The 19,427-nt window shown below is 71.7% G+C and carries 15 protein-coding genes and 1 pseudogene; 12 read left to right on the top strand and 4 right to left on the bottom strand.

The window, feature by feature from the left end; translation table 11 throughout:
• The first annotated feature begins 17 nt into the window (after nt 1-17).
• The 3 genes and pseudogenes from ACZ6EM_RS15445 to ACZ6EM_RS15435 all read left to right on the top strand — a co-directional run bounded on the left by ACZ6EM_RS15445 (nt 18) and on the right by ACZ6EM_RS15435 (nt 3,660).
• Nucleotides 18-1,232, top strand: coding sequence for a cytochrome P450 (locus ACZ6EM_RS15445; protein ID WP_452177437.1), 1,215 nt, complete (start codon nt 18-20; stop codon nt 1,230-1,232).
• Between the two features lie 21 nt (nt 1,233-1,253).
• Nucleotides 1,254-2,285: pseudogene (locus ACZ6EM_RS15440) on the top strand (ADP-ribosylglycohydrolase family protein).
• A gap of 55 nt (nt 2,286-2,340) precedes the next feature.
• Nucleotides 2,341-3,660: a serpin family protein gene (locus ACZ6EM_RS15435; RefSeq protein WP_401048342.1), complete on the top strand. Its 1,320-nt coding sequence runs from the start codon at nt 2,341-2,343 to the stop codon at nt 3,658-3,660.
• Nucleotides 3,661-3,676: 16 nt separating this feature from the next.
• Here the strand turns inward: ACZ6EM_RS15435 and ACZ6EM_RS15430 are convergent, their stop codons facing one another.
• The 4 genes from ACZ6EM_RS15430 to ACZ6EM_RS15415 form a co-directional block, all read right to left on the bottom strand.
• On the bottom strand, nt 3,677-4,789 hold the full coding sequence (locus ACZ6EM_RS15430; RefSeq protein WP_401048341.1) for an ADP-ribosylglycohydrolase family protein: 1,113 nt from the start codon (nt 4,787-4,789) through the stop codon (nt 3,677-3,679).
• 71 nt (nt 4,790-4,860) lie between these two features.
• A complete protein-coding gene (locus ACZ6EM_RS15425; protein WP_380538554.1) occupies nt 4,861-6,132 on the bottom strand; it encodes a DUF2786 domain-containing protein in 1,272 nt (423 codons plus the stop codon).
• Nucleotides 6,133-6,229: 97 nt separating this feature from the next.
• Nucleotides 6,230-7,864 (bottom strand): transporter, encoded by a 1,635-nt coding sequence (locus tag ACZ6EM_RS15420; RefSeq protein ID WP_401049625.1) that lies wholly within the window; start codon nt 7,862-7,864, stop codon nt 6,230-6,232.
• Nucleotides 7,861-8,682, bottom strand: a complete 822-nt coding sequence (locus ACZ6EM_RS15415) for an ABC transporter ATP-binding protein (RefSeq protein ID WP_401049623.1) — start codon at nt 8,680-8,682, stop codon at nt 7,861-7,863. The genes ACZ6EM_RS15420 and ACZ6EM_RS15415 overlap by 4 nt, the downstream gene beginning before the upstream one ends.
• A gap of 266 nt (nt 8,683-8,948) precedes the next feature.
• On the opposite strand from ACZ6EM_RS15415, the gene ACZ6EM_RS15410 reads away from it, so the two are divergent.
• The 9 genes from ACZ6EM_RS15410 (at nt 8,949) to ACZ6EM_RS15370 (ending at nt 19,367) form a co-directional block, all read left to right on the top strand.
• Nucleotides 8,949-9,503: a DUF1707 and DUF4190 domain-containing protein gene (locus tag ACZ6EM_RS15410; protein ID WP_465772536.1), complete on the top strand. Its 555-nt coding sequence runs from the start codon at nt 8,949-8,951 to the stop codon at nt 9,501-9,503.
• 266 nt (nt 9,504-9,769) lie between these two features.
• On the top strand, nt 9,770-11,359 hold the full coding sequence (locus ACZ6EM_RS15405) for a hypothetical protein (protein ID WP_465772535.1): 1,590 nt from the start codon (nt 9,770-9,772) through the stop codon (nt 11,357-11,359).
• 47 nt (nt 11,360-11,406) lie between these two features.
• Complete coding sequence (locus ACZ6EM_RS15400) at nt 11,407-13,008, top strand: DUF2142 domain-containing protein (RefSeq protein WP_359897524.1); 1,602 nt, start codon at nt 11,407-11,409, stop codon at nt 13,006-13,008.
• A gap of 376 nt (nt 13,009-13,384) precedes the next feature.
• Nucleotides 13,385-13,756, top strand: coding sequence for a 30S ribosomal protein S12 (gene rpsL, locus ACZ6EM_RS15395; protein WP_014144289.1), 372 nt, complete (start codon nt 13,385-13,387; stop codon nt 13,754-13,756).
• A gap of 2 nt (nt 13,757-13,758) precedes the next feature.
• On the top strand, nt 13,759-14,229 hold the full coding sequence (rpsG, locus tag ACZ6EM_RS15390; RefSeq protein ID WP_030055803.1) for a 30S ribosomal protein S7: 471 nt from the start codon (nt 13,759-13,761) through the stop codon (nt 14,227-14,229).
• 39 nt (nt 14,230-14,268) lie between these two features.
• A complete protein-coding gene (gene fusA / locus ACZ6EM_RS15385; protein WP_359897523.1) occupies nt 14,269-16,374 on the top strand; it encodes an elongation factor G in 2,106 nt (701 codons plus the stop codon).
• A gap of 200 nt (nt 16,375-16,574) precedes the next feature.
• The gene (gene tuf, locus ACZ6EM_RS15380; protein WP_359897522.1) at nt 16,575-17,768 is read left to right on the top strand and encodes an elongation factor Tu; all 1,194 of its coding nucleotides are present in this window, start codon (nt 16,575-16,577) and stop codon (nt 17,766-17,768) included.
• A 220-nt stretch (nt 17,769-17,988) separates the two neighbouring features.
• Nucleotides 17,989-18,921: a glycosyltransferase family 2 protein gene (locus tag ACZ6EM_RS15375; RefSeq protein ID WP_452182871.1), complete on the top strand. Its 933-nt coding sequence runs from the start codon at nt 17,989-17,991 to the stop codon at nt 18,919-18,921.
• Nucleotides 18,918-19,367: a GtrA family protein gene (locus tag ACZ6EM_RS15370; RefSeq protein WP_401050870.1), complete on the top strand. Its 450-nt coding sequence runs from the start codon at nt 18,918-18,920 to the stop codon at nt 19,365-19,367. Before ACZ6EM_RS15375 ends, ACZ6EM_RS15370 begins: the two co-directional genes overlap by 4 nt.
• Nucleotides 19,368-19,427: the final 60 nt, after the last annotated feature.

Genomic DNA, 19,427 nt, shown 5'->3' with positions numbered 1-19,427 from the left:
CCTGGAGTGATCGACCGATGACGACGACGGCGAAGTTCGACCCCTGGTCGGCGGCCTTCGTGGCCCACCCGTACGACGCGTACGCCGAACTGCGCGAGCACGCGCCGGTGACGTACTTCGAGCCCACGAACCAGTGGCTCGTCTCGCGCCACGAGGACGTCAGCGCCCTGCTGCGCGACCGGCGGCTCGGCCGCACCTACACCCACCGCTTCAGCCACCAGGAGTTCGGCCGCCCCGAGCCCGACCCGGCGCACGAGCCCTTCCACACCCTCAACGACCACGGGCTGCTCGACCTGGAGGCGCCCGACCACACCCGGCTGCGCCGGCTGGTCTCCAAGGCCTTCACCCCGCGCATGGTCGAGGGCCTGCGCCCCACCGTGCGGCGGCTGGCCGGCGAACTGGTCGACCGGCTGCTCGCGGCCGGCGGCGGCGACCTGATCTCCGCCGTCGCCGAGCCGCTGCCGGTCGCCGTGATCGCCGAGATGCTCGGCGTGCCGGAGGCCGACCGCCACCTGCTGCGGCCGTGGTCCGCCGACATCACCGGGATGTTCGAGCTCAACCCCACCGAGGAGACCGCCCGCCGGGCCGTCACCGCGAGCATCGACTTCTCCGACTACCTGCGCACCCTGATCCGCGAGCGCCGGGGCAACCCCGGGACGGACCTGATCAGCGCGCTCATCCAGGCCCAGGAGGGCTCCGACGCGCTCAGCGAGCAGGAGATGATCTCCACCTGCGTGCTGCTGCTCAACGCCGGCCACGAGGCGACCGTCAACACCACCGGCAACGGCTGGTGGGCGCTGTTCCGCAACCCCGGGGAGCTCGCCCGGCTGCGCGGCTCGGTGGACGCACTGCTGCCCACCGCGATCGAGGAGCTGATGCGCTGGGACACCCCGCTGCAGATGTTCGAGCGCTGGGTGCTGGAGGACATCGAGGTCCGCGGCGTCACCATCCCGCGCGGCGCCGAGATCGCCCTGCTCTTCGGCTCCGCCAACCGCGACCCCGAGCGCTTCGCCGACCCGGACCGCCTCGACCTCGGCCGCACCGACAACCCGCACATCACCTTCGGCGCCGGAATCCACTTCTGTCTGGGCGCCCCACTCGCCAGACTGGAGCTCACCGAGTCCTACGGCACGCTGCTGCGCCGGGCCCCGGGCCTGCGGTTGGTCCGCGAGCCCGAGTGGAACCCGGGCTACGTGATCCGCGGGCTCAAGGAGCTGTTGGTCGAGGTGTGACGGGAAGAGGGGGGAACTGCCGTGGGCAAGGCGACGGGGGCACTGCTGGGGCTGGCGATCGGCGACGCGATGGGCCGGCCGACCGAGTTCCAGGACATCGAGCGGATCGCCGCCGACCATCCGGACTGGCGGCGGCTCCCGCTGCCGAAGAAGGCGCTGGTCACCGACGACACCCAGATGACGCTCGCCCTCGCCCGCGGCCTGCGCACCGCCCTGGCGCGCGGGACCCTGACGCCCCTGCGGCTGGAACGGCCGGTCCGCGAGGAGTTCGTCGACTGGTGGCGCTCCCCGCAGAACAACCGTGCCCCCGGCATGACCTGCCTGCGCGCCTGCCAGCGCCTCAGCCACGACGAGTACCGCTGGCAGCAGGCCAGCGACGTCGGCTCCAAGGGCTGCGGCGCCAACATGCGGGTCGCCCCGGTCGGACTGATCCGCGACCTGGACGCCCGGCAGCTCTCCGGCGCCGCCCAGCTGCAGTCCGCGCTCACCCACGGCCACCCGACCGCGCTCGCCGCCAGTGACCTCACCGCGTACGCCGTGCGCAAGCTCGCCGAGGGCGTCCCGCCCGCCGCACTGCCTGCGGTGCTGCGGGCGTACGCGCTGGCGAGCCGCGAGCGGTACGACGCGTTCTGGCTCGGCGACCTCGCCGACCGCTGGTACGGCTCCTCGCCGCAGGCCGTCATCGCCCGCGGCTGATGGGCCCCTCCTTGCCCGTCGGCGGGCAAGGAGGGAGAGTGCCTCCAGGTGCTCGAGCGGCTGGACGCGGCGCTCGCCGCCCCCGACGTCGAGGCCGACCCGTGCCTGGCCACCGGCGAGGGCTGGGTCGCCGAGGAGGCCTTCGGCACCGGCCTGCTCTGCTTCCTGCTGCTGCCCGACGACCCGGTGGCGGCCGTCCGCCGGGCCGCCTGCTCCAGCGGCGACTCCGACTCGCTGGCCTGCCTGACCGGCGCCTTCGCCGGCGCCCACCACGGCGAGGCGGCCTGGCCGGCCGACTGGGTGGAGCGGATCGAGCACCGGGACGAACTGCTGGAGTTCGGAGCGCTCTGGGACTGATCCGGGGCACGCCGGCCGGGCGGAACCGGTGGGCGGGACGGCGCGTCGAAGGGCCATGACGAACCGCAGCACCGCAACCCGTCGCACCCTCCGCCGCCCGGCGGCGCTGCTCCTCGCGGCCGCGCTCGCCACGCCGCTGCTCGCCGGCTGCGGCAGCACCGGGGCCGCCGCGCCCGTGGAGCTCCGGGCGTCCGCGCCCGTGAGCCGGCCGGCCGTCGACCCGGCCCAGGTGGCCGCCACCGCGACCGCCACCGACGCCTTCGGCCTGGACCTCCTGCACGCCCTGACCAGCGAGCCGGACGCCGCCGGGAGCAACCTCGTGGTCTCCCCGTCCGGCCTGGCCACCCTGCTCGCCATGCTGCTGCCCGGAGCCCGCGGCGCCACCGCCGGGGAACTGGCCGAGGCCCTGCACACCGGGCTCGACCCGCGGCAGTACGCGCTCGCCACCGGCGCGCTGAACCGGCCGGTCCCGGCCACCGACCAGCTGACCCTGCGCCGCAGCGACGACGTCTGGACCCAGCAGGGCCTGGCCGTCGAGCCGGACTACCTCGCCACCCTCGCCGCCGCCTTCGACGCCGGGGTCCACCAGGCCGACTTCGCCAAGGACCCGGACGGCGCCCGCAAGACCGTCAACGCGGCGGTGGAGAAGGCCACCGACGGCCGGATCAAGGACCTGTTCGGCTCGAACGGGATCACGTCGAGCACCCGGCTGGTGCTCACCGACGCGCTGTACCTCAAGGCGAAGTGGGCCTCCGCCTTCACGCCCTCGCACACCGCCGACCGCCCGTTCCACAAGCTCGACGGCTCCGCCCCGGCCGTCCCCACGATGGGGCAGACCGGGGAGTTCAAGTACGCCGACGGCTCCGGCGGGATCGTCGGCGAGCCCTGGCAGGCCGTCGAACTGCCCTACGCGGAGGGCGGGCTGGTGATGGACCTGATCGTCCCCCCGCAGGGCGGCTTCGCCGCGTTCGCCAAGGGCCTGGACCAGCCCCAGCTCGACCGCGTCCTCGGGGCCCTCGCCGAGCGGCCGGTCGACCTCCGGCTGCCGCGCTTCCACTTCGGCACCTCGAAGGAGCTCACCCCCGCGCTGCGCTCGCTCGGCGTGCGGGCGGCCTTCGACGCGGCCGACTTCGGCGGCATCGCCAAGGACCCGCTGGCCGTCGGCACGGTGGTGCAGAAGGCCACGATCGAGGTCGGCGAGGACGGCACGGTCGCGGCGGCCGGCAGCGGTGTCGGGATGGAGGTGATGGCGGCGCCGAACGCCGAACGGCCGGTCCAGGTGTACGTCGACCGGCCGTTCCTGTTCCTGATCCGGGACAGCCGGGGCGGCGCGCCGCTGTTCCTCGGCCAGGTCACCGACCCGCAGGCGGGGTAGTCACCGGGCCGGGTGGTCACCAGGCGGGGTAGCGCCCGCCGAGCCCGGGGTGCAGCGGGTCGCGGCTGCCGAACAGCACCAGCAGGTCGTCCGCGACCTGCCGCAGCTCGGCCCGCCCCTCGACCGCCCCGGCCCACTCGGGGGGCAGCGCCGCGGCGCCGTACGCGGCCCCGACCAGGTTGCCGCAGACCGCGCCGGTCGAGTCGCTGTCCCCCGAGTGGTTCACCGACAGCAGCAGCGCGGTGCGCACCGGGTCGGGGTCCAGGGTGGCCGCCAGCAGCGAGTACACCGCGATGGCCAGGCACTCCTCGGCGGTCCAGCCGAGCCCGACCCGCTCCACCGTCTCCGCGGCCGGCTCGGCCTCCTGGGCCAGCCGCACCGCCCGGGCCAGCGCCTGGACGGTCTCCTTGGAACTCGGCAGCTCGCGGATCTGCTCCACCGTCTCGCCGACCGCCGCCCAGGGCTCGGTGCCGTCCGCGAGCCGCTCGACCAGGGCCGCGAAGGCGCCGGCCGCGAGGTAGCCGGTCGGGTGTCCATGGGTGAGCTGGGCGCACTGCACCGCCAGCCCGAAGGACTGCTCGACCCCGAGCCGGGCCAGCCCGAACGGCGCCGAGCGCATCACCGTGCCGCAGCCCTTGGAACCCGGGTTGATCGGCCCCAGCAGCCCGATCGCGGACGGCGCCTCGAACACCGGATGCTCGGCCACCCCGCTCAGGCAGGCGTTGCCGGGCGCCCGCCGCGCGTACAGGAAGGGCCGGCTCAGCAGCCAGCCGTCGTACGGGCGGGGCTGCGGCTCGGTGTCCGGCGCACCCTGGTACTGGGTCCGCAGCCAGCGCCGGTAGGCGCCGTGGACGGCCTCCGGCACCGAGCCGCCGCCGCCCGTCCAGCCGCGGACGAAGCCGCGGATCAGACCCTCGGCGGTGAACAGCGTCATCTGGGTGTCGTCGGTGACCTCGACCGGCCCGGGCCCGGCCGGCAGCGTGGTCACGCCCTGCGGCCCGAACCGGTCCTGGATCTGGTGGAGTTGCTGGAACTCCACCGGCCAGCCCAGCGCATCGCCGATCGCTCCGCCGAGCAGCGCTCCGCGCACCCGGTCCCGGTACCCCGACTCCGCCGCCGGATCCGTCACGTCGCGTCCCCCTTCGTTCGTGGCGGACTACGTTCTATCAGGTCCCCGGGGAATGATCGGCGGGACGGGCCCTACCGGCGGATCGCACCGGCGCGTCCGTGCAGCGCGGCCCGGTCGGCGGCGGCGCGTCCGGCCGCCCAGCCCACGCCGTCGCTGACCCGCACCCGCTGCGAGACCAGCTTCGGGAACAGCCGGTCGACCTGCTCGTCCACCGCCTCGGAGCGGGCGGCGAGCGCGGGCAGCAGCCGCTCGTCCGGCAGCAGCTGCTCCTCGGTGCCGTCCTCGCGCAGGTGCCGGCCGGCCGCGGCGGCGCTGGTGGCGCGCTCGGTCGCGGCGGTCAGCCGCTCGCGGATCCGCGCCGCGTACGCGACCAGGAAGGACTGCCGGAACGCCTTGCTGCGCGAGTCCTTGCGGGAGCCGGCCTTGTTGAGCGCGTGGGTGGCCTGCACCAGCAGCGAGGTGTAGAGCAGCTCGACGCCGTCCAGGTCGCCGTCGAAGCCGACCACGGTGCAGAAGCCGAACTCCTTCGCCCACACCACCCGGCACCGGTTGGCCGCCGCGACCGCGTCCAGCAGCATCGTCTTGGGACCCTCGTACGGGTTGTCCACCCCGATCCGCAGCGCCGCCGGGGTGTCGCGGTCGGCGCCGGCCGCGGCCAGCAGCGCGTCGTCGATGCTGTGCTGGGCCATCAGCTGCTGGGCCTTGGCGGTCAGCGCCTCGGCCTCCTCCGGGTACTCGGTGGACTCGGCCTTGGCCAGCAGCGCCCGGATCCGCGCCAGCATCCGCGGCTCGCCGGTCACCGGCGCCGAGTGCCGCCCCCGGACGGCCTGCCCGGGGGCGGGCCCCACCGGGGCGATCGGCGGCAGCCGGCCCCAGGTGCGCAGCAGCTCCAGGACGGCGGTGGCGAGCGCGAAGCGGTCCAGCCGGTGCCGGTGGGCGAAGGCGCCGAGGTACTCCTCGTCGCCGGACCACCACACCTCGGCCTCCAGCTCGCGCAGCTGCTCCCGCCAGCGCCGGTCCAGGCCGGCCGCGGGGTGGCGGCGGTCCTCGGCGGCGATCAGGTCCACCGCGAGGGCCAGGTGGACGGGCTGCAGCTCGCGGCGCACCACCCGGGCCAGGTCGGCCGGCCGCCATCCGGCGGACCAGCAGCGGCCGACGGCGGTGTCCGCGTGGCCGAGCACCGCCCGGCTCACCTCGGGCCACTGCCCGGCCGAGGCGGCCAGCAGCGAGGCCCCGGTGTCCAGGGCGAGGTCCAGTGCGTCCTCCGGTGCCGTCAGCACCGACCGCACCGCCTGCTCCAGCAGCGGCCCGGCGGTCCCGGCCTGCTGCGCTCGCTCGCCCACGGTGTGTCCCTGCTCTCCTCGACGGTCCGGCCTCCTGCCCATGATGCCGGAGCCGCGGCGAAGACCGTCCGGCGCTCGGGCCGGCGGGGCCCGCGGCTCAGCGCTCGATGGCCTTGGCCAGGATCTCCGGCGTGCGCTCCAGCAGCCGGCCCGCGGCCATCCGCACGCCCAGCGTCGCGACCAGGGCGCCGTACAGCGGGCCGACCAGCAGCACCGGCCAGCTCGGCCCGTCCGAGACCAGCGCCCAGGCGAGGTAGCCGCCGACCGGCAGTGCCAGCACCGTGACGCCGAGCATCGAGCCGAACTGGTTGAGCAGGATCAGCCCGCCCTGTCCGGGGGCGGCGTTGCGCATCGGGTTGCTGTCGGCCGGCATGGTGTAGGGCGCCAGCACGCTGAACATCGAGCCCAGCGCGATCCCGCAGCCGAGGAGGGTCAGCGCCAGGCCGAGCGCGGACGGCAGCTCGCCCCACCGGCCGGTGACGGCCGCCAGCACCAGCCCCAGCACCACCGTCACCGGGACGGCGTACGACAGCACCGCGTACGCCCGGCCGCGCAGCTCGGACCGGGCGTCGGCCGGGGTGCGCAGGGTGGCGGCGACCATCCAGAACGCCGAGCCGTCCATGCCGAACAGGTTGAGCATCTGCAGTCCGAGGAACACCCCGGTCATCGCCAGCAGGTAGACGCTCGCCCAGCCCTGGACCATCGACAGCACGCAGATCACCAGCGTCATCCCGATGCTGGTGAACAGCGCGGCCTTGGCCCGCGGCTCGCGCCAGGCGTAGCGCAGGTGGCGCTGCATCACCGCGCCGGTCCGGCCCTGGGGCAGGAAGCGCCAGCCGCGCGAGTTCTGCACCCCCCGGGCCACCTCCAGGGTGGAGGAGTCGGCGGTGACCATCAGCTCCTGCAGGCTCCGCCGCCACCAGCGCAGCAGCAGTGCCAGCAGCGCGGCGGCCGCGGCGAGCTGGAGCAGCGCGAGCCCGTACCGGCCCTCGCCGGCGGTGCGCGGCGCGTCCGCCGCGCTGATCGGCGGGATCCAGCGCAGTACCGAGGCGATCGGCTTCAGCGGGGTGAGGTCGATCGGTCCGCCCCGACGGCCGAGGATGCTCTGCGAGCCGACGTTGGCGACCTGCACCAGCAGCGCGAAGGCCAGCCCGCCGAAGATCGCGAAGTCCTTGCCGCGCCGGCTGGAGAGCATCCGGGCGTTGCCCGCCGCGACCGCCCGGGAGAGCGTGACCAGGCAGAGCACCGCGAGCGGTACGGCGGGCACCGCGACCGCGGCCGAGGCGCCGCCGGCCGCGCCGGCCAGCACCGCGCCGGTCACCAGCACCAGGCTGATCAGCGGCCCCGGTCCGATCAGCGCGGCCAGCAGCGAGCCGCGCAGCAGCGGGCCGGGCCGCAGCGGCAGCATGGTCAGCCGGGTCGGGTCGGCGCTCTCGTCGCTGGAGAAGAGGAACAGCGGCAGGGCGGCCCAGCCCAGGGCCAGCACGCCGAGCAGCATCACCCCGGCGTCCCCGGAGCCCGCGTAGCGCCCGTTCAGCGCGCTCATGGCGACGGCGACGCCGGCCGCGAGGGCCAGGCCCACGACGCCGCCGATCACGTAGACGGTGGTCCGGCCGGGGCTGCGCCGCAGCCCGTTGCGCAGCAGCCGCAGCTTGAGCGCGACCAGGGCGCGCACCACCGTCCGCCCGTCGGGCACCGAGGCCGTGCGCGTGGCCTCGCTCCGCTCGGTCACAGGGCACCCCCGGGCTGCCCGCCGCCGAGCCAGCCGAGCGCCTGCCCGTCGTCCTCGCGCACGCCGATCAGGTCCAGGAAGGCCTCGTGCAGGCTGCGCCCGCCCCGTACGGTGTCCAGCGGTCCCTGGGCGATCACCTGGCCGGCGTTGACCACGGCGACCCAGTCGCAGAGCTGTTCGACCAGCTCCATCACGTGGCTGGAGAAGACCACCGTGGAGCCGGCCGCCGCGTACCGCTTGAGCACGCCGCGGATGGTCTGGGCGGAGACCGGGTCGACGCCCTCGAAGGGCTCGTCCAGGAACAGCACGTCCGGGTTGTGCAGCAGCGCCGCGGCCAGGCCGATCTTCTTGCGCATGCCGGTGGAGTAGTCGGCGACCAGCTTGTCGCAGTCGCGGCCGAGGTCCAGGACGGCCAGCAGCTCCTCGGCCCGCCGGTCCACCTCGGCGCCGGGCAGGCCGCGCAGCCGCCCGGTGTACTGGAGCAGCTCGCGCCCGCTGAGCCGCTCGAACATCCGCAGGCCCTCGGGCAGGATGCCGATCCGCGCCTTGACCGTGACCGGGTCCGCCCACACGTCGGTGCCGTGCACCAGGACGGTGCCCTGGTCGGGCCGGAGCAGCCCGGTGACCATCGACAGCGTGGTGGTCTTGCCGGCACCGTTCGGCCCGACCAGGCCGATGAACGCCCCGGCCGGCAGCTCCAGACTCAGCCCGGCCACCGCGGCCTGGGTGCCGAAGTGCTTCCAGAGCCCCTGGATGCTGACGGCGGACGGGGTTCCCGGCCCGGGGAGGTCGGAGGACGGCGGCGCTGACGCCTGCATGGCGGCCTTCTCTGCTCGTGGTGGTGGAGTGGTGGGCATCGTGCTGGTGGAAGCCCTCGGGGCTCAGCCTGTCACTGCTCGAACAGGCTGTCGCCCGAGTTGAGCATCCCCTGAGCACATCCGCCGAACGGGTGAGGCACGCCGACCAATATCCTCTTCTCGGCGGCTACTGGGCCGATTTGGCAACTACTCAGTTCGGCCGTTCGTCCTGCACTATGAGGAAGCAGTGACGTGCGCGGGGGTGCCGCGCTACCGGGAGGTGGCGGATGTCCGTACAACCATGGGGCGAGCCCGGTTCCGGCTATCCGCCCGGCAAGCGGTCGGCGGGGGGCTGGCAGCCGGTGCCCGCGCCCGCGGTGTCGTCGCAGGCGGCGATGCGGGCGGGCCACGCGGACCGGGACCGGACGCTCGACGTGCTCAAGGCCGCGTTCGCCGAGGGGCGGCTCTCCGTCCAGGAGTACGAGCAGCGCCACGAGGCCGTGGCCGCGGCGCAGACCTACGGTCAGCTGGCCGTGCTGGTGGCCGACCTGCCCTCCGGGCCGATGACGGCGCCGCCGGCCGCCGCCGCCACGCCGGTTCCGGCCACCTTCATGGCCGTCCCGCCGCCGGTGCAGGCCCGCCCCACCAACGTGCTCGCCGTGGTCTCCCTGGTGGCCAGTCTGGTCGGCCTCTCCGCGCCCGCCGTGATCACCGGCCACATCGCCCGCTCGGAGATCCGCCGCCGCAACATGGACGGCGACTGGGCGGCCGTCCTCGGCCTGGTCATCGGCTACCTGGGGTGCGTGTTCTGGACCCTGATGATCCTCCTCGGCTTCGCCTGAGGCCCACCCGGTCGGGTGATCCCACGGTGGTCGGCCGTTCTTCCCGATGGGGCCTTCCTCAGACGGAGGACCTATGATGCCCGGGGCTGCCGCCGCGCACCCGGAAGCAGTACGTTCTCCGTCACCGGCCGACGCCGAAGGGCCGGGCGGGCCGAGCGAGCGACCACGAGCTGAGGACCGTGCCAGTGACAGTCAGTGCCCAAGAGGCCTCCAGGATCCCGCCGATCGGAGGACGTTCGCTGATCCGGGGATCCGCGGGCCGCTCCGTGGCCCGGCTCCGGACGTCGGCTCCGGCACTGCTCGCGGGCGAGGCCGTGGTCTCCTTCCTGGCCGCCCTGGTGCTCCCGCTGATGGCGCGCGGCTTCCAGATGGACCCGCTGAACCGGATCGCCCAGGTGAGCGGTCTCGCCGCGGTGCAGCTGCGGTTCGCGGTCATCGGCTTCCTCCTGCTCGGCGCGGTCGTGCTCGCGATGCGCTTCCGCTCGGGCCGGCACTTCGGCCTGGCGTCCCGTTTCTCCTCGGCCGCCATCGCCGGTCTCGCCAGCGGCTTCGTGGCGGCCGGCGCGGTCATCGCGCTGCTCGGCACGCCCTGGCCGATGTTCGGCATGAACGGCGACAGCCAGCGCATCGTCGAGTGGGCCCACGCGGTGGTGAACGGTCAGCCCTCGGGCTCGCCGGTCTACCCGCCGGCGCCGCTCTACACCCTGGGCTTCTACGCGGAGCTGTTCCGCGGCGGCAACACCGCGTACGCCTTCAAGGACCTGCAGATCTTCGGCGCCGCAGCGTTCGGCCCGCTGGTCTACCTCTCGTGGCGCATGCTGCTCAGCCCGGTCCGCGCACTGGCCTTCGGCGTGCTGCCGGCCTTCGCCCTGATCGACGCCTACAAGCCGTACAGCCAGACCGTGCTGGTGGTCCTGGTGCCCGTGCTGGTCGCCGTGGTGGTGCACCTGCGCCGGAGCGGGACGGACGGCTGGCGGCTGCTGCTGCTGAAGGCGGGCGGCTTCGGGGCGTTGCTGGGCCTGATGTTCCTCACGTACTCCGGCTGGTTCCTGTGGAGCGCCCTCGGCGTGCTGGTCGCGGCGTTGATGTACTTCCCCTGGCACGAAGACCGGCGCAAGGGCCTGGCGTACCTCGGCACCACCGGGGCCGCCTTCCTGCTGGTCTGCGGCAGCTACCTGGTGACCATGCTGACGGAGGCCCCGGACACCAAGGACTCCAACTTCCGCTTCGACAACTTCACTGACCCGGCGTACTTCCTGATGTGGCGTACGGACATGCCGGGCAAGGTGGGGGACTGGCCGATCCCCGGCGAGTTCGGCGGCATGGACCTGTTCGCGGTGGTGATGTTCGTCGCACTGGGCGCCGCCCTCTGGCTGGGCATCCGCAAGCCGGTGATCGTCACCATCAGCTGCATGTTCGCGAGCGCCTGGGTGATGCGGATGTTCATCGCCTCGCACATGTACGAGACGCAGACGGTCCAGCTCTACACCCGGACCAACAACCAGCTGCTCTACTGCGGCCTGCTGCTCTGCGCCCTGCTCGCCCACCTGGTCTCGCTCCGGCTGGCCGAGCGCCGCCGGGCCGCGGAGGCCGCCGGTACCGCCGGAACCGCCGGAACGGCCCTGCCGGGCCCGCAGGCGGCCGTGATCGGTACGCTGTTCGCTCTTCTCTTCCTGTTCGGTACGGTCTCCTCGTCGATGGCGGACCGCTACATGCCGGCGAAGGAGGACACCTACCGCATCCTGCCGTGGGTGTCGCACACCATGCAGAACCTCGACGGCACCTGCCCGAAGTTCGCGCCGGGTGGGCAGTGCTCCAAGACCGGTGACCAGTCATGGCTCAGCATGATCAAGTAACCAGTTCCCGCCCATGAGCCCGAACTGACCCCGAAGGCCCAATCCTGATGATGATCACCGCCGTCAAGAGCCTCGCCGACCGGCTCGTCTCCTCACCGAGGCGTCTGTGGGTTGTGGCGTTCGCGATCCTGTTCGCACTGAGTGGGGCCTGGGCGTTCGCTTCGCCGACCGGTGCCTCGCCGGACGAGCACGCACACCTGATCCGGGCGGCGGCCGTCGCCCGAGGCCAGGTCGAGGGACGGGAGGTCATGGTCCCGCACCTGGTGGGCGGCATCGAGGGCCAGTTCGCCGAGACCGGGGTCGAGCTCCCGCGCATCTACCAGGACCTCAAGGACGTCAACAGCTGCTACGTCTTCAAGCCCGAGCAGCCGGCCTCCTGCGCGCCCCGGCTCGTGGACCGTCCGGGGGAGACCCTGGTGACCACCGCGGCGGGCCGCTACCACCCGGCGTACTACTTCGCGGTGGGCTGGCCCAGCCTCCTGGTCCACGGGGCCAAGGCCTTCTACCTGATGCGCCTGATGTCGGCGCTGATCTGCTCCGCCCTGGTGGCGAGCGCGGTGGTCTCGGCGGCGGAGTGGCGGCGGCGCTCCTTCACCCTGCTCGGCGTGATCACCGCGGCCACGCCGATGGCGCTGTTCCTGTTCGGCGTGGTCAACCCGAGCGGTCCGGAGATCGCGGCGGGCATCCTGGTCTGGAGCGCCGGGCTGCCGATGCTGATGAGCCCGGACCCGCTCCTGCTGAACCGCCGGCTGGCGCGGTTGGGCATCGGCGCGCTGGTGCTGATCAGCATCCGCCCGCTGGGCCTGATCTGGTTCGCCGGGGCCCTGTTCTTCGCGCTGCTGCTGGGCCAGAAGGGGGCGGTGCGCGAAGTGCTCCGCCGCAAGGTGACCTGGCTCTGGGGCGGCCTGGCGGCGGCGGGGGCCGTCGCGGCCCTGGCCTGGTCGTCGAGCCACCCGGACAACTCGATCATCAACACCCCGAGCGACCTCACCCCGCTCGCCGCGGCCCGGAAGACCTTCGACTTCGGCCTGCTCTACATGAAGCAGATGATCGGCTACTTCGGCTGGCTGGACGCCGAGGCGCCGGCCGCGACGCTGCTGGTCTGGTGCGGTGTGGCGCTCGCCCTGGCGATGTTCGCGCTCTGCTACGCCCGGTTCCGCGACGCCCTGGCGATCGTCGGCGTGATGGCCGGCATCGTGGTGATACCGATAGCGGCACAGGCCATGCAGGCGCGCCAGCTGGGCATGATCTGGCAGGGCCGCTACCTGCTGCCGTTCGCCGTCGGACTGCCGATCCTGTGCGCCGCGATCTGCCACGAGCGGCTGCCCTGGGGCGGCTTCGCCTGGCGCCGGCTGCTGGTGATCGCCGGCTTCTCGCTGTCCCTGGTCAACGCCGCGGCCTTCCTCTGGGCGCTGCGCCGCAACACCGTCGGCAGCACCGGCCCGCTGCTGATCAACCCGGCCCACTGGTCCCCGCCCGGCACCTGGATGCTCTGGCTGGCCGTGTACACGCTGGCCGCGCTCGCGCTGGGGCTGTTCACGGCGGTGTCGGACAACCGGGAGCGCCCGTTGCCGCAGTCGGCCGGGGCGGCCGGCGGCAGCGCCAGCCAGGACCCGCCCCGGCTCGCCGGGGCCCACGCGGAGGCGTAGGGTCGCGGTGCGGGGGCTGCCCGGTTGTGGTAGGGAGCCCCGCCCCGGCCCGGTTCCCGGCCCGCTTTCGGTGCAAGCCCCGCGACCTGCGGCGTTGCATTTGTTTTGACCGAGCCCGATGCGCTAGGTACGCTCTGACCTTGTGCCTGGGGTGTCCCCGGGTCCTTGTGCGTGCATGCACACCGGTCGCCGCGCCGAGCCGGAGCGCTTCCCAGCGCGCCGCGCGTAGAGCGCCGTCGCTGTACAGCAGCCATGGGATTCCGTGTCGTAACAAGCCCAACACACCCGACCGCGTGGGTCGACCACGGGGCCGTGTGCGAGGGAGACATCGCAGGTTAGTTCCACCAAGCCTTGGCACACAGAAAACGGAGAAACGGTGCCTACGATCCAGCAGCTGGTCCGAAAGGGCCGGCAGGACAAGGTCGAGAAGAACAAGACTCCCGCGCTGAAGGGTTCCCCGCAGCGCCGTGGGGTCTGCACGCGTGTGTACACGACCACCCCGAAGAAGCCGAACTCGGCTCTCCGCAAGGTCGCCCGTGTGCGCCTCACCAGCGGGATCGAGGTCACCGCTTACATCCCGGGCGAGGGCCACAACCTGCAGGAGCACTCCATCGTGCTGGTGCGCGGTGGTCGTGTGAAGGACCTTCCTGGTGTCCGCTACAAGATCATCCGCGGTTCGCTCGACACCCAGGGTGTCAAGAACCGCAAGCAGGCCCGCAGCCGCTACGGCGCCAAGAAGGAGAAGTAAGAATGCCTCGTAAGGGCCCCGCCCCGAAGCGCCCGGTCATCATCGACCCGGTTTACGGCTCCCCGGTCGTCACCCAGCTGGTCAACAAGATCCTGCTGCACGGCAAGCGCTCCACCGCCGAGCGGATCGTCTACGGCGCCCTCGAGGGCGTCCGTGAGAAGACCGGCTCGGACCCGGTCGTCACGCTGAAGCGCGCGCTGGAGAACGTCAAGCCGGCTCTCGAGGTCAAGTCCCGCCGTGTCGGTGGCGCGACCTACCAGGTTCCGGTCGAGGTCCGTCCGGGCCGCGCCAGCACCCTGGCGCTGCGCTGGATGGTCGGTTACTCCCGCGCCCGTCGCGAGAAGACCATGACCGAGCGCCTGATGAACGAGATCCTCGACGCCAGCAACGGCCTGGGCGCTTCCGTGAAGCGTCGTGAGGACACCCACAAGATGGCCGAGTCCAACAAGGCCTTCGCGCACTACCGCTGGTAGTCCCTACCCCGTCACTAGACAGAGAGAGAACGAGCCACCATGGCTGCAACCTCCCTTGACCTCGCCAGGGTCCGCAACATCGGGATCATGGCGCACATCGACGCGGGCAAGACCACCACCACCGAGCGGATCCTGTTCTACACCGGTGTCTCGTACAAGATCGGTGAGGTCCACGATGGCGCTGCCACCATGGACTGGATGGAGCAGGAGCAGGAGCGCGGCATCACGATCACGTCGGCCGCGACGACCTGTCACTGGACCGTTGACGACGTCGACAACACCATCAACATCATCGACACCCCGGGCCACGTCGACTTCACCGTCGAGGTGGAGCGTTCGCTGCGCGTCCTCGACGGTGCCGTGACGGTGTTCGACGGTGTCGCCGGTGTCGAGCCCCAGTCCGAGACCGTGTGGCGGCAGGCTGACCGCTACGGCGTCCCGCGCATCTGCTTCATCAACAAGCTGGACCGCACGGGCGCGAACTTCTTCTTCTGCGTCAAGACCATCGTGGACCGCCTCGGCGCCACCCCGCTGGTCATGCAGCTGCCGATCGGTGCCGAGTCGGACTTCCAGGGCGTTGTCGACCTGGTCCGCATGAAGGCGCTGGTCTGGTCCGCCGAGGCCGCCAAGGGCGAGATGTACGACGTCGTCGACATCCCGGCCGACCTGCAGGAGCAGGCCGAGGAGTACCGCGAGGCGCTCATCGACACGGTCTCGAACGTCAGCGACGAGATCATGGAGCTCGCCCTGGAGGGCGAGGAGATCCCGGTCGAGCTGCTGCAGGACGCGATCCGCAAGGGCACCCTGAACTCGGACTTCACCCCGATCTTCTGCGGTACCGCCTTCAAGAACAAGGGCGTTCAGCCCCTGCTCGACGCGGTCGTCAAGTACCTGCCGTCGCCGCTGGACATCGAGTCCATCGAGGGCACCAAGCCCGGTGACGACACGGTCAAGATCTCCCGCAAGGCCTCGGACGACGAGCCGCTCGCCGCGCTCGCGTTCAAGATCATGTCGGACCCGCACCTCGGCAAGCTCACCTTCGTCCGGGTCTACTCGGGCCGCCTGGAGTCCGGCACCTCGGTGCTGAACGCCGTCAAGGGCAAGAAGGAGCGCATCGGCAAGATCTACCGCATGCACGCGAACAAGCGTGAGGAGATCGACTCGGTGGGCGCCGGCGACATCATCGCCGTCATGGGCCTGAAGCAGACCACCACCGGTGAGACGCTGTCCGACGAGAAGAACCCGGTCATCCTGGAGTCCATGGACTTCCCGGCCCCGGTCATCCGCGTCGCGATCGAGCCCAAGTCCAAGGGTGACCAGGAGAAGCTGGGCGTTGCCATCCAGCGTCTCGCCGAGGAGGACCCGTCCTTCCAGGTCAACACGGACGAGGAGACCGGCCAGACCATCATCGCGGGTATGGGCGAGCTGCACCTCGAGGTGCTGGTCGACCGTATGCGCCGTGAGTTCAAGGTCGAGGCCAACGTCGGCAAGCCGCAGGTCGCGTACCGCGAGACCATCCGCCAGGCGGTCGAGCGCATCGACTACACCCACAAGAAGCAGACCGGTGGTTCCGGTCAGTTCGCCAAGGTGCAGATCGCGATCGAGCCGCTCGAGCAGGCCGAGGGCTACGAGTTCGTCAACAAGGTCACCGGTGGCCGCGTTCCGCGCGAGTACATCCCGTCGGTCGACGCCGGTTGCCAGGAGGCCATGGAGTTCGGCATCCTCGCCGGCTACCCGCTGCAGGGTGTCCGCGTGAGCCTGCTCGACGGTCAGGCGCACGACGTCGACTCCTCCGAGCTCGCGTTCAAGATCGCCGGTTCGATGGCGTTCAAGGAAGGCGCGCGGAAGGCCAAGCCGGTCCTCCTCGAGCCGATGATGGCCGTCGAGGTCACCACGCCCGAGGACTACATGGGCGACGTGATCGGCGACATCAACTCTCGCCGTGGCCAGATCCGGTCCATGGACGAGCGTCACGGTGCCCGCGTCGTCACGGCGCTGGTGCCCCTCTCCGAGATGTTCGGCTACGTCGGTGACCTGCGCAGCAAGACCTCTGGTCGCGCGAGCTACTCGATGCAGTTCGACTCGTACGCCGAGGTTCCGAAGAACGTGGCGGACGACATCATCGCCAAGGCCAAGGGCGAGTGACGTCCCGATAATCGGGACGATAGCGAAGCCTTAGGCTATTCGGAGGCAACCCGGGAGGATCCGGTCGGATCCTCCCGGGAGCCTCCGGCCCCCCCACCAGCGGGACGGCACGGGATGTCCTCCGGACAACCCGCACCAAAACCGATCAAAGACCAACTGGCGTCAGCACGGCGTACAGGAACTGTCCTCAGGAGGACTCAGTGGCGAAGGCGAAGTTCGAGCGGACGAAGCCCCACGTCAACATCGGCACCATCGGTCACATCGACCACGGTAAGACCACGCTGACCGCGGCCATCACCAAGGTGCTGCACGACGCGTACCCGGAGATCAACCCCTTCACGCCGTTCGACCAGATCGACAAGGCGCCGGAGGAGCGGCAGCGCGGTATCACCATCTCCATCGCGCACGTCGAGTACCAGACCGAGGCGCGCCACTACGCCCACGTCGACTGCCCGGGTCACGCCGACTACATCAAGAACATGATCACCGGTGCCGCCCAGATGGACGGCGCCATCCTCGTGGTCGCCGCCACCGACGGCCCGATGCCGCAGACCAAGGAGCACGTCCTCCTGGCCCGCCAGGTCGGCGTTCCGTACATCGTCGTCGCCCTGAACAAGGCCGACATGGTGGACGACGAGGAGATCCTGGAGCTCGTCGAGCTCGAGGTCCGCGAGCTGCTCTCCGAGTACGAGTTCCCGGGCGACGACCTGCCGGTCGTCCGCGTCTCCGCGCTGAAGGCGCTGGAGGGCGACAAGGAGTGGGGCGAGAAGCTCCTCGGCCTGATGCACGCGGTCGACGAGGCCATCCCGACCCCGGCCCGCGCCGTGGACCAGCCGTTCCTGATGCCGATCGAGGACGTCTTCACGATCACCGGTCGTGGCACCGTCGTCACCGGCCGTATCGAGCGTGGCATCCTCAAGGTCAACGAGACTGTCGACATCATCGGCATCAAGGAGACCAAGACCACCACCACGGTCACCGGCATCGAGATGTTCCGCAAGCTGCTCGACGAGGGCCAGGCCGGTGAGAACGTCGGTCTGCTGCTCCGTGGCATCAAGCGCGAGGACGTCGAGCGCGGCCAGGTCATCATCAAGCCGGGTTCGGTTACCCCGCACACCGACTTCGAGGCCCAGTCCTACATCCTGTCGAAGGACGAGGGTGGCCGCCACACCCCGTTCTTCAACAACTACCGCCCGCAGTTCTACTTCCGTACCACGGACGTGACCGGCGTCGTGACCCTCCCCGAGGGCACCGAGATGGTCATGCCGGGCGACAACACCGCCATGACGGTCGCGCTGATCCAGCCGATCGCCATGGAGGAGGGCCTGAAGTTCGCCATCCGTGAGGGTGGCCGCACCGTCGGCGCCGGCCAGGTCACCAAGATCATCAAGTAGTCTGACGGTCTGACCTGCCTGCCTCGTACAGGCTCAGTCCGAAGGGCCCCGCGCACCGCACGGTGCGCGGGGCCCTTCGGCGTCTCAGCAGCGGTTCACCGGAGCGCGCCGCCTTTCACCGGCCGCTCATCGCAGACTGTTAAGGTCGGGCGACATCCAGCCCGGCCGTCGTGGAAAGTGGGACCAACGCATGTCAACGGCACCGCTGTTGTCGGTCGTGATGCCTATCTACAACGAGCAGGAGGCGCTCCCGCTGACCGTCGAACGGCTGCGGCCGATCCTCGACGGGCTCGACGTGAGCTACGAGGTGGTCGGCGTCGACGACGGCAGCACCGATGTCACCCCGGTGCTGATGCAGAAGATCCGCCAGGACTGGCCGGAGTTCCGCATCGTCCGCTTCGCCCGCAACTCCGGGCACCAGGCCGCCCTCACCGCCGGCCTCCACCGCGCCTTCGGCGACTACGTGGTCTCCATCGACGCCGACCTCCAGGACCCGCCGGAGAAGATCCCCGAGATGCTGGCGCTCGCCCGCGAGCAGAACCTGGACATCGTCTACGGCGTGCGCGGCGACCGCGGCACCGACACCTTCTTCAAGCGGCACACCGCCGGCGGGTACTACCGGCTGATGCGCCGACTGGTCGGCAAGCGGATGCCCAACCAGGCCGGCGACTTCCGGCTGCTCAGCCGGGCGGCCGTGGACGCGCTCAAGGCGATGCCCGAGCACCAGCCGGTCTACCGGCTGCTGGTGCCCTGGCTGGGCTTCCCCAGCGGCGAGGTGGTCTACGTCCGCGAGGAGCGGATCGCGGGGAGCAGCCACTACCCGCTGTCCAAGATGGTCCGGCTCGCGTTCGACAGCGTCACCAACTTCTCCGCCGCCCCGCTGCGACTGGCCACCTGGCTCGGGCTGTTCAGCTTCCTGGTCTGCATCCTGCTGGCGCTCTACACCACGATCGCGTACGCCGTCGGCTCCACCGTGCCCGGCTGGTCCTCGCTGTTCATAGGGATGCTCTTCATCGGCGCCGTGCAGCTGGTCTGCGTCGGCCTGCTGGGCGAGTACGTCGGCCGGATCTACTCGGCGGTCCAGGCGCGGCCCGCGTACTTCGTCGGCTACGACTCGGCCGAGGAGCCGGACCGGTACGGTGCGGGCGCGTGAACGAGAGCCTCCCCACGGCCCGGGACGAGCGCGAGGAACCCGCCGAGGCACCCCGGCCGGTCCGCCGGCTGCTGCCGTCCTTCCTGGTGATCGGGGTGCTGAGCACGGTCTTCTGCCTGGCGCTGTTCGTGCTGCTGCGGCTGGTGACCTCGCCGCAGGTGGCCAACCTGATCGCGCTGGCGGTCAGCGCGGTGGCCAACACCGCCGCCAACCGCCGCTTCACCTTCGGCATCACCGGCTCGGACGGCGCGGTGCGCCACCAACTGCAGGGCGCGGTCGCGTTCCTGATCGGGCTGGGCCTGTCCAGCGGCGCCCTGGCGCTGCTGGACGTGGCGGTGCCGCACGCCTCCCGGACGGTCGAGGTGGCCGGGCTGGTGGTGGCCAACGGCCTCGCCACGGTGGTCCGGTTCGTGCTGGCCAAGCTGTGGGTCTTCCGGACGCCCTGAGCCGGCGCGGGGGAGACGACGACGGAGGGGGCGCGTGCCGTGGCACGCGCCCCCTCCGTG

It is taken from the genome of Kitasatospora sp. NPDC041917, from assembly GCF_055589745.1.
The sequence above is the reverse complement of the archived record's forward strand: the minus strand, read 5'-3'. Positions and strand labels throughout refer to the sequence as shown.

What these genes read in the sequence shown, in the direction of transcription:
- ACZ6EM_RS15445 (WP_452177437.1), top strand. Translation starts at nt 18, where the DNA reads ATGACGACGACGGCGAAGTTCGACCCCTGGTCGGCGGCCTTCGTGGCC.
- ACZ6EM_RS15435 (WP_401048342.1), top strand. Translation starts at nt 2,341, where the DNA reads ATGACGAACCGCAGCACCGCAACCCGTCGCACCCTCCGCCGCCCGGCG.
- ACZ6EM_RS15415 (WP_401049623.1), bottom strand. Translation starts at nt 8,682, where the DNA reads ATGCAGGCGTCAGCGCCGCCGTCCTCCGACCTCCCCGGGCCGGGAACC.
- ACZ6EM_RS15410 (WP_465772536.1), top strand. Translation starts at nt 8,949, where the DNA reads ATGTCCGTACAACCATGGGGCGAGCCCGGTTCCGGCTATCCGCCCGGC.
- ACZ6EM_RS15400 (WP_359897524.1), top strand. Translation starts at nt 11,407, where the DNA reads ATGATGATCACCGCCGTCAAGAGCCTCGCCGACCGGCTCGTCTCCTCA.
- rpsG (WP_030055803.1), top strand. Translation starts at nt 13,759, where the DNA reads ATGCCTCGTAAGGGCCCCGCCCCGAAGCGCCCGGTCATCATCGACCCG.
- fusA (WP_359897523.1), top strand. Translation starts at nt 14,269, where the DNA reads ATGGCTGCAACCTCCCTTGACCTCGCCAGGGTCCGCAACATCGGGATC.
- ACZ6EM_RS15375 (WP_452182871.1), top strand. Translation starts at nt 17,989, where the DNA reads ATGCCTATCTACAACGAGCAGGAGGCGCTCCCGCTGACCGTCGAACGG.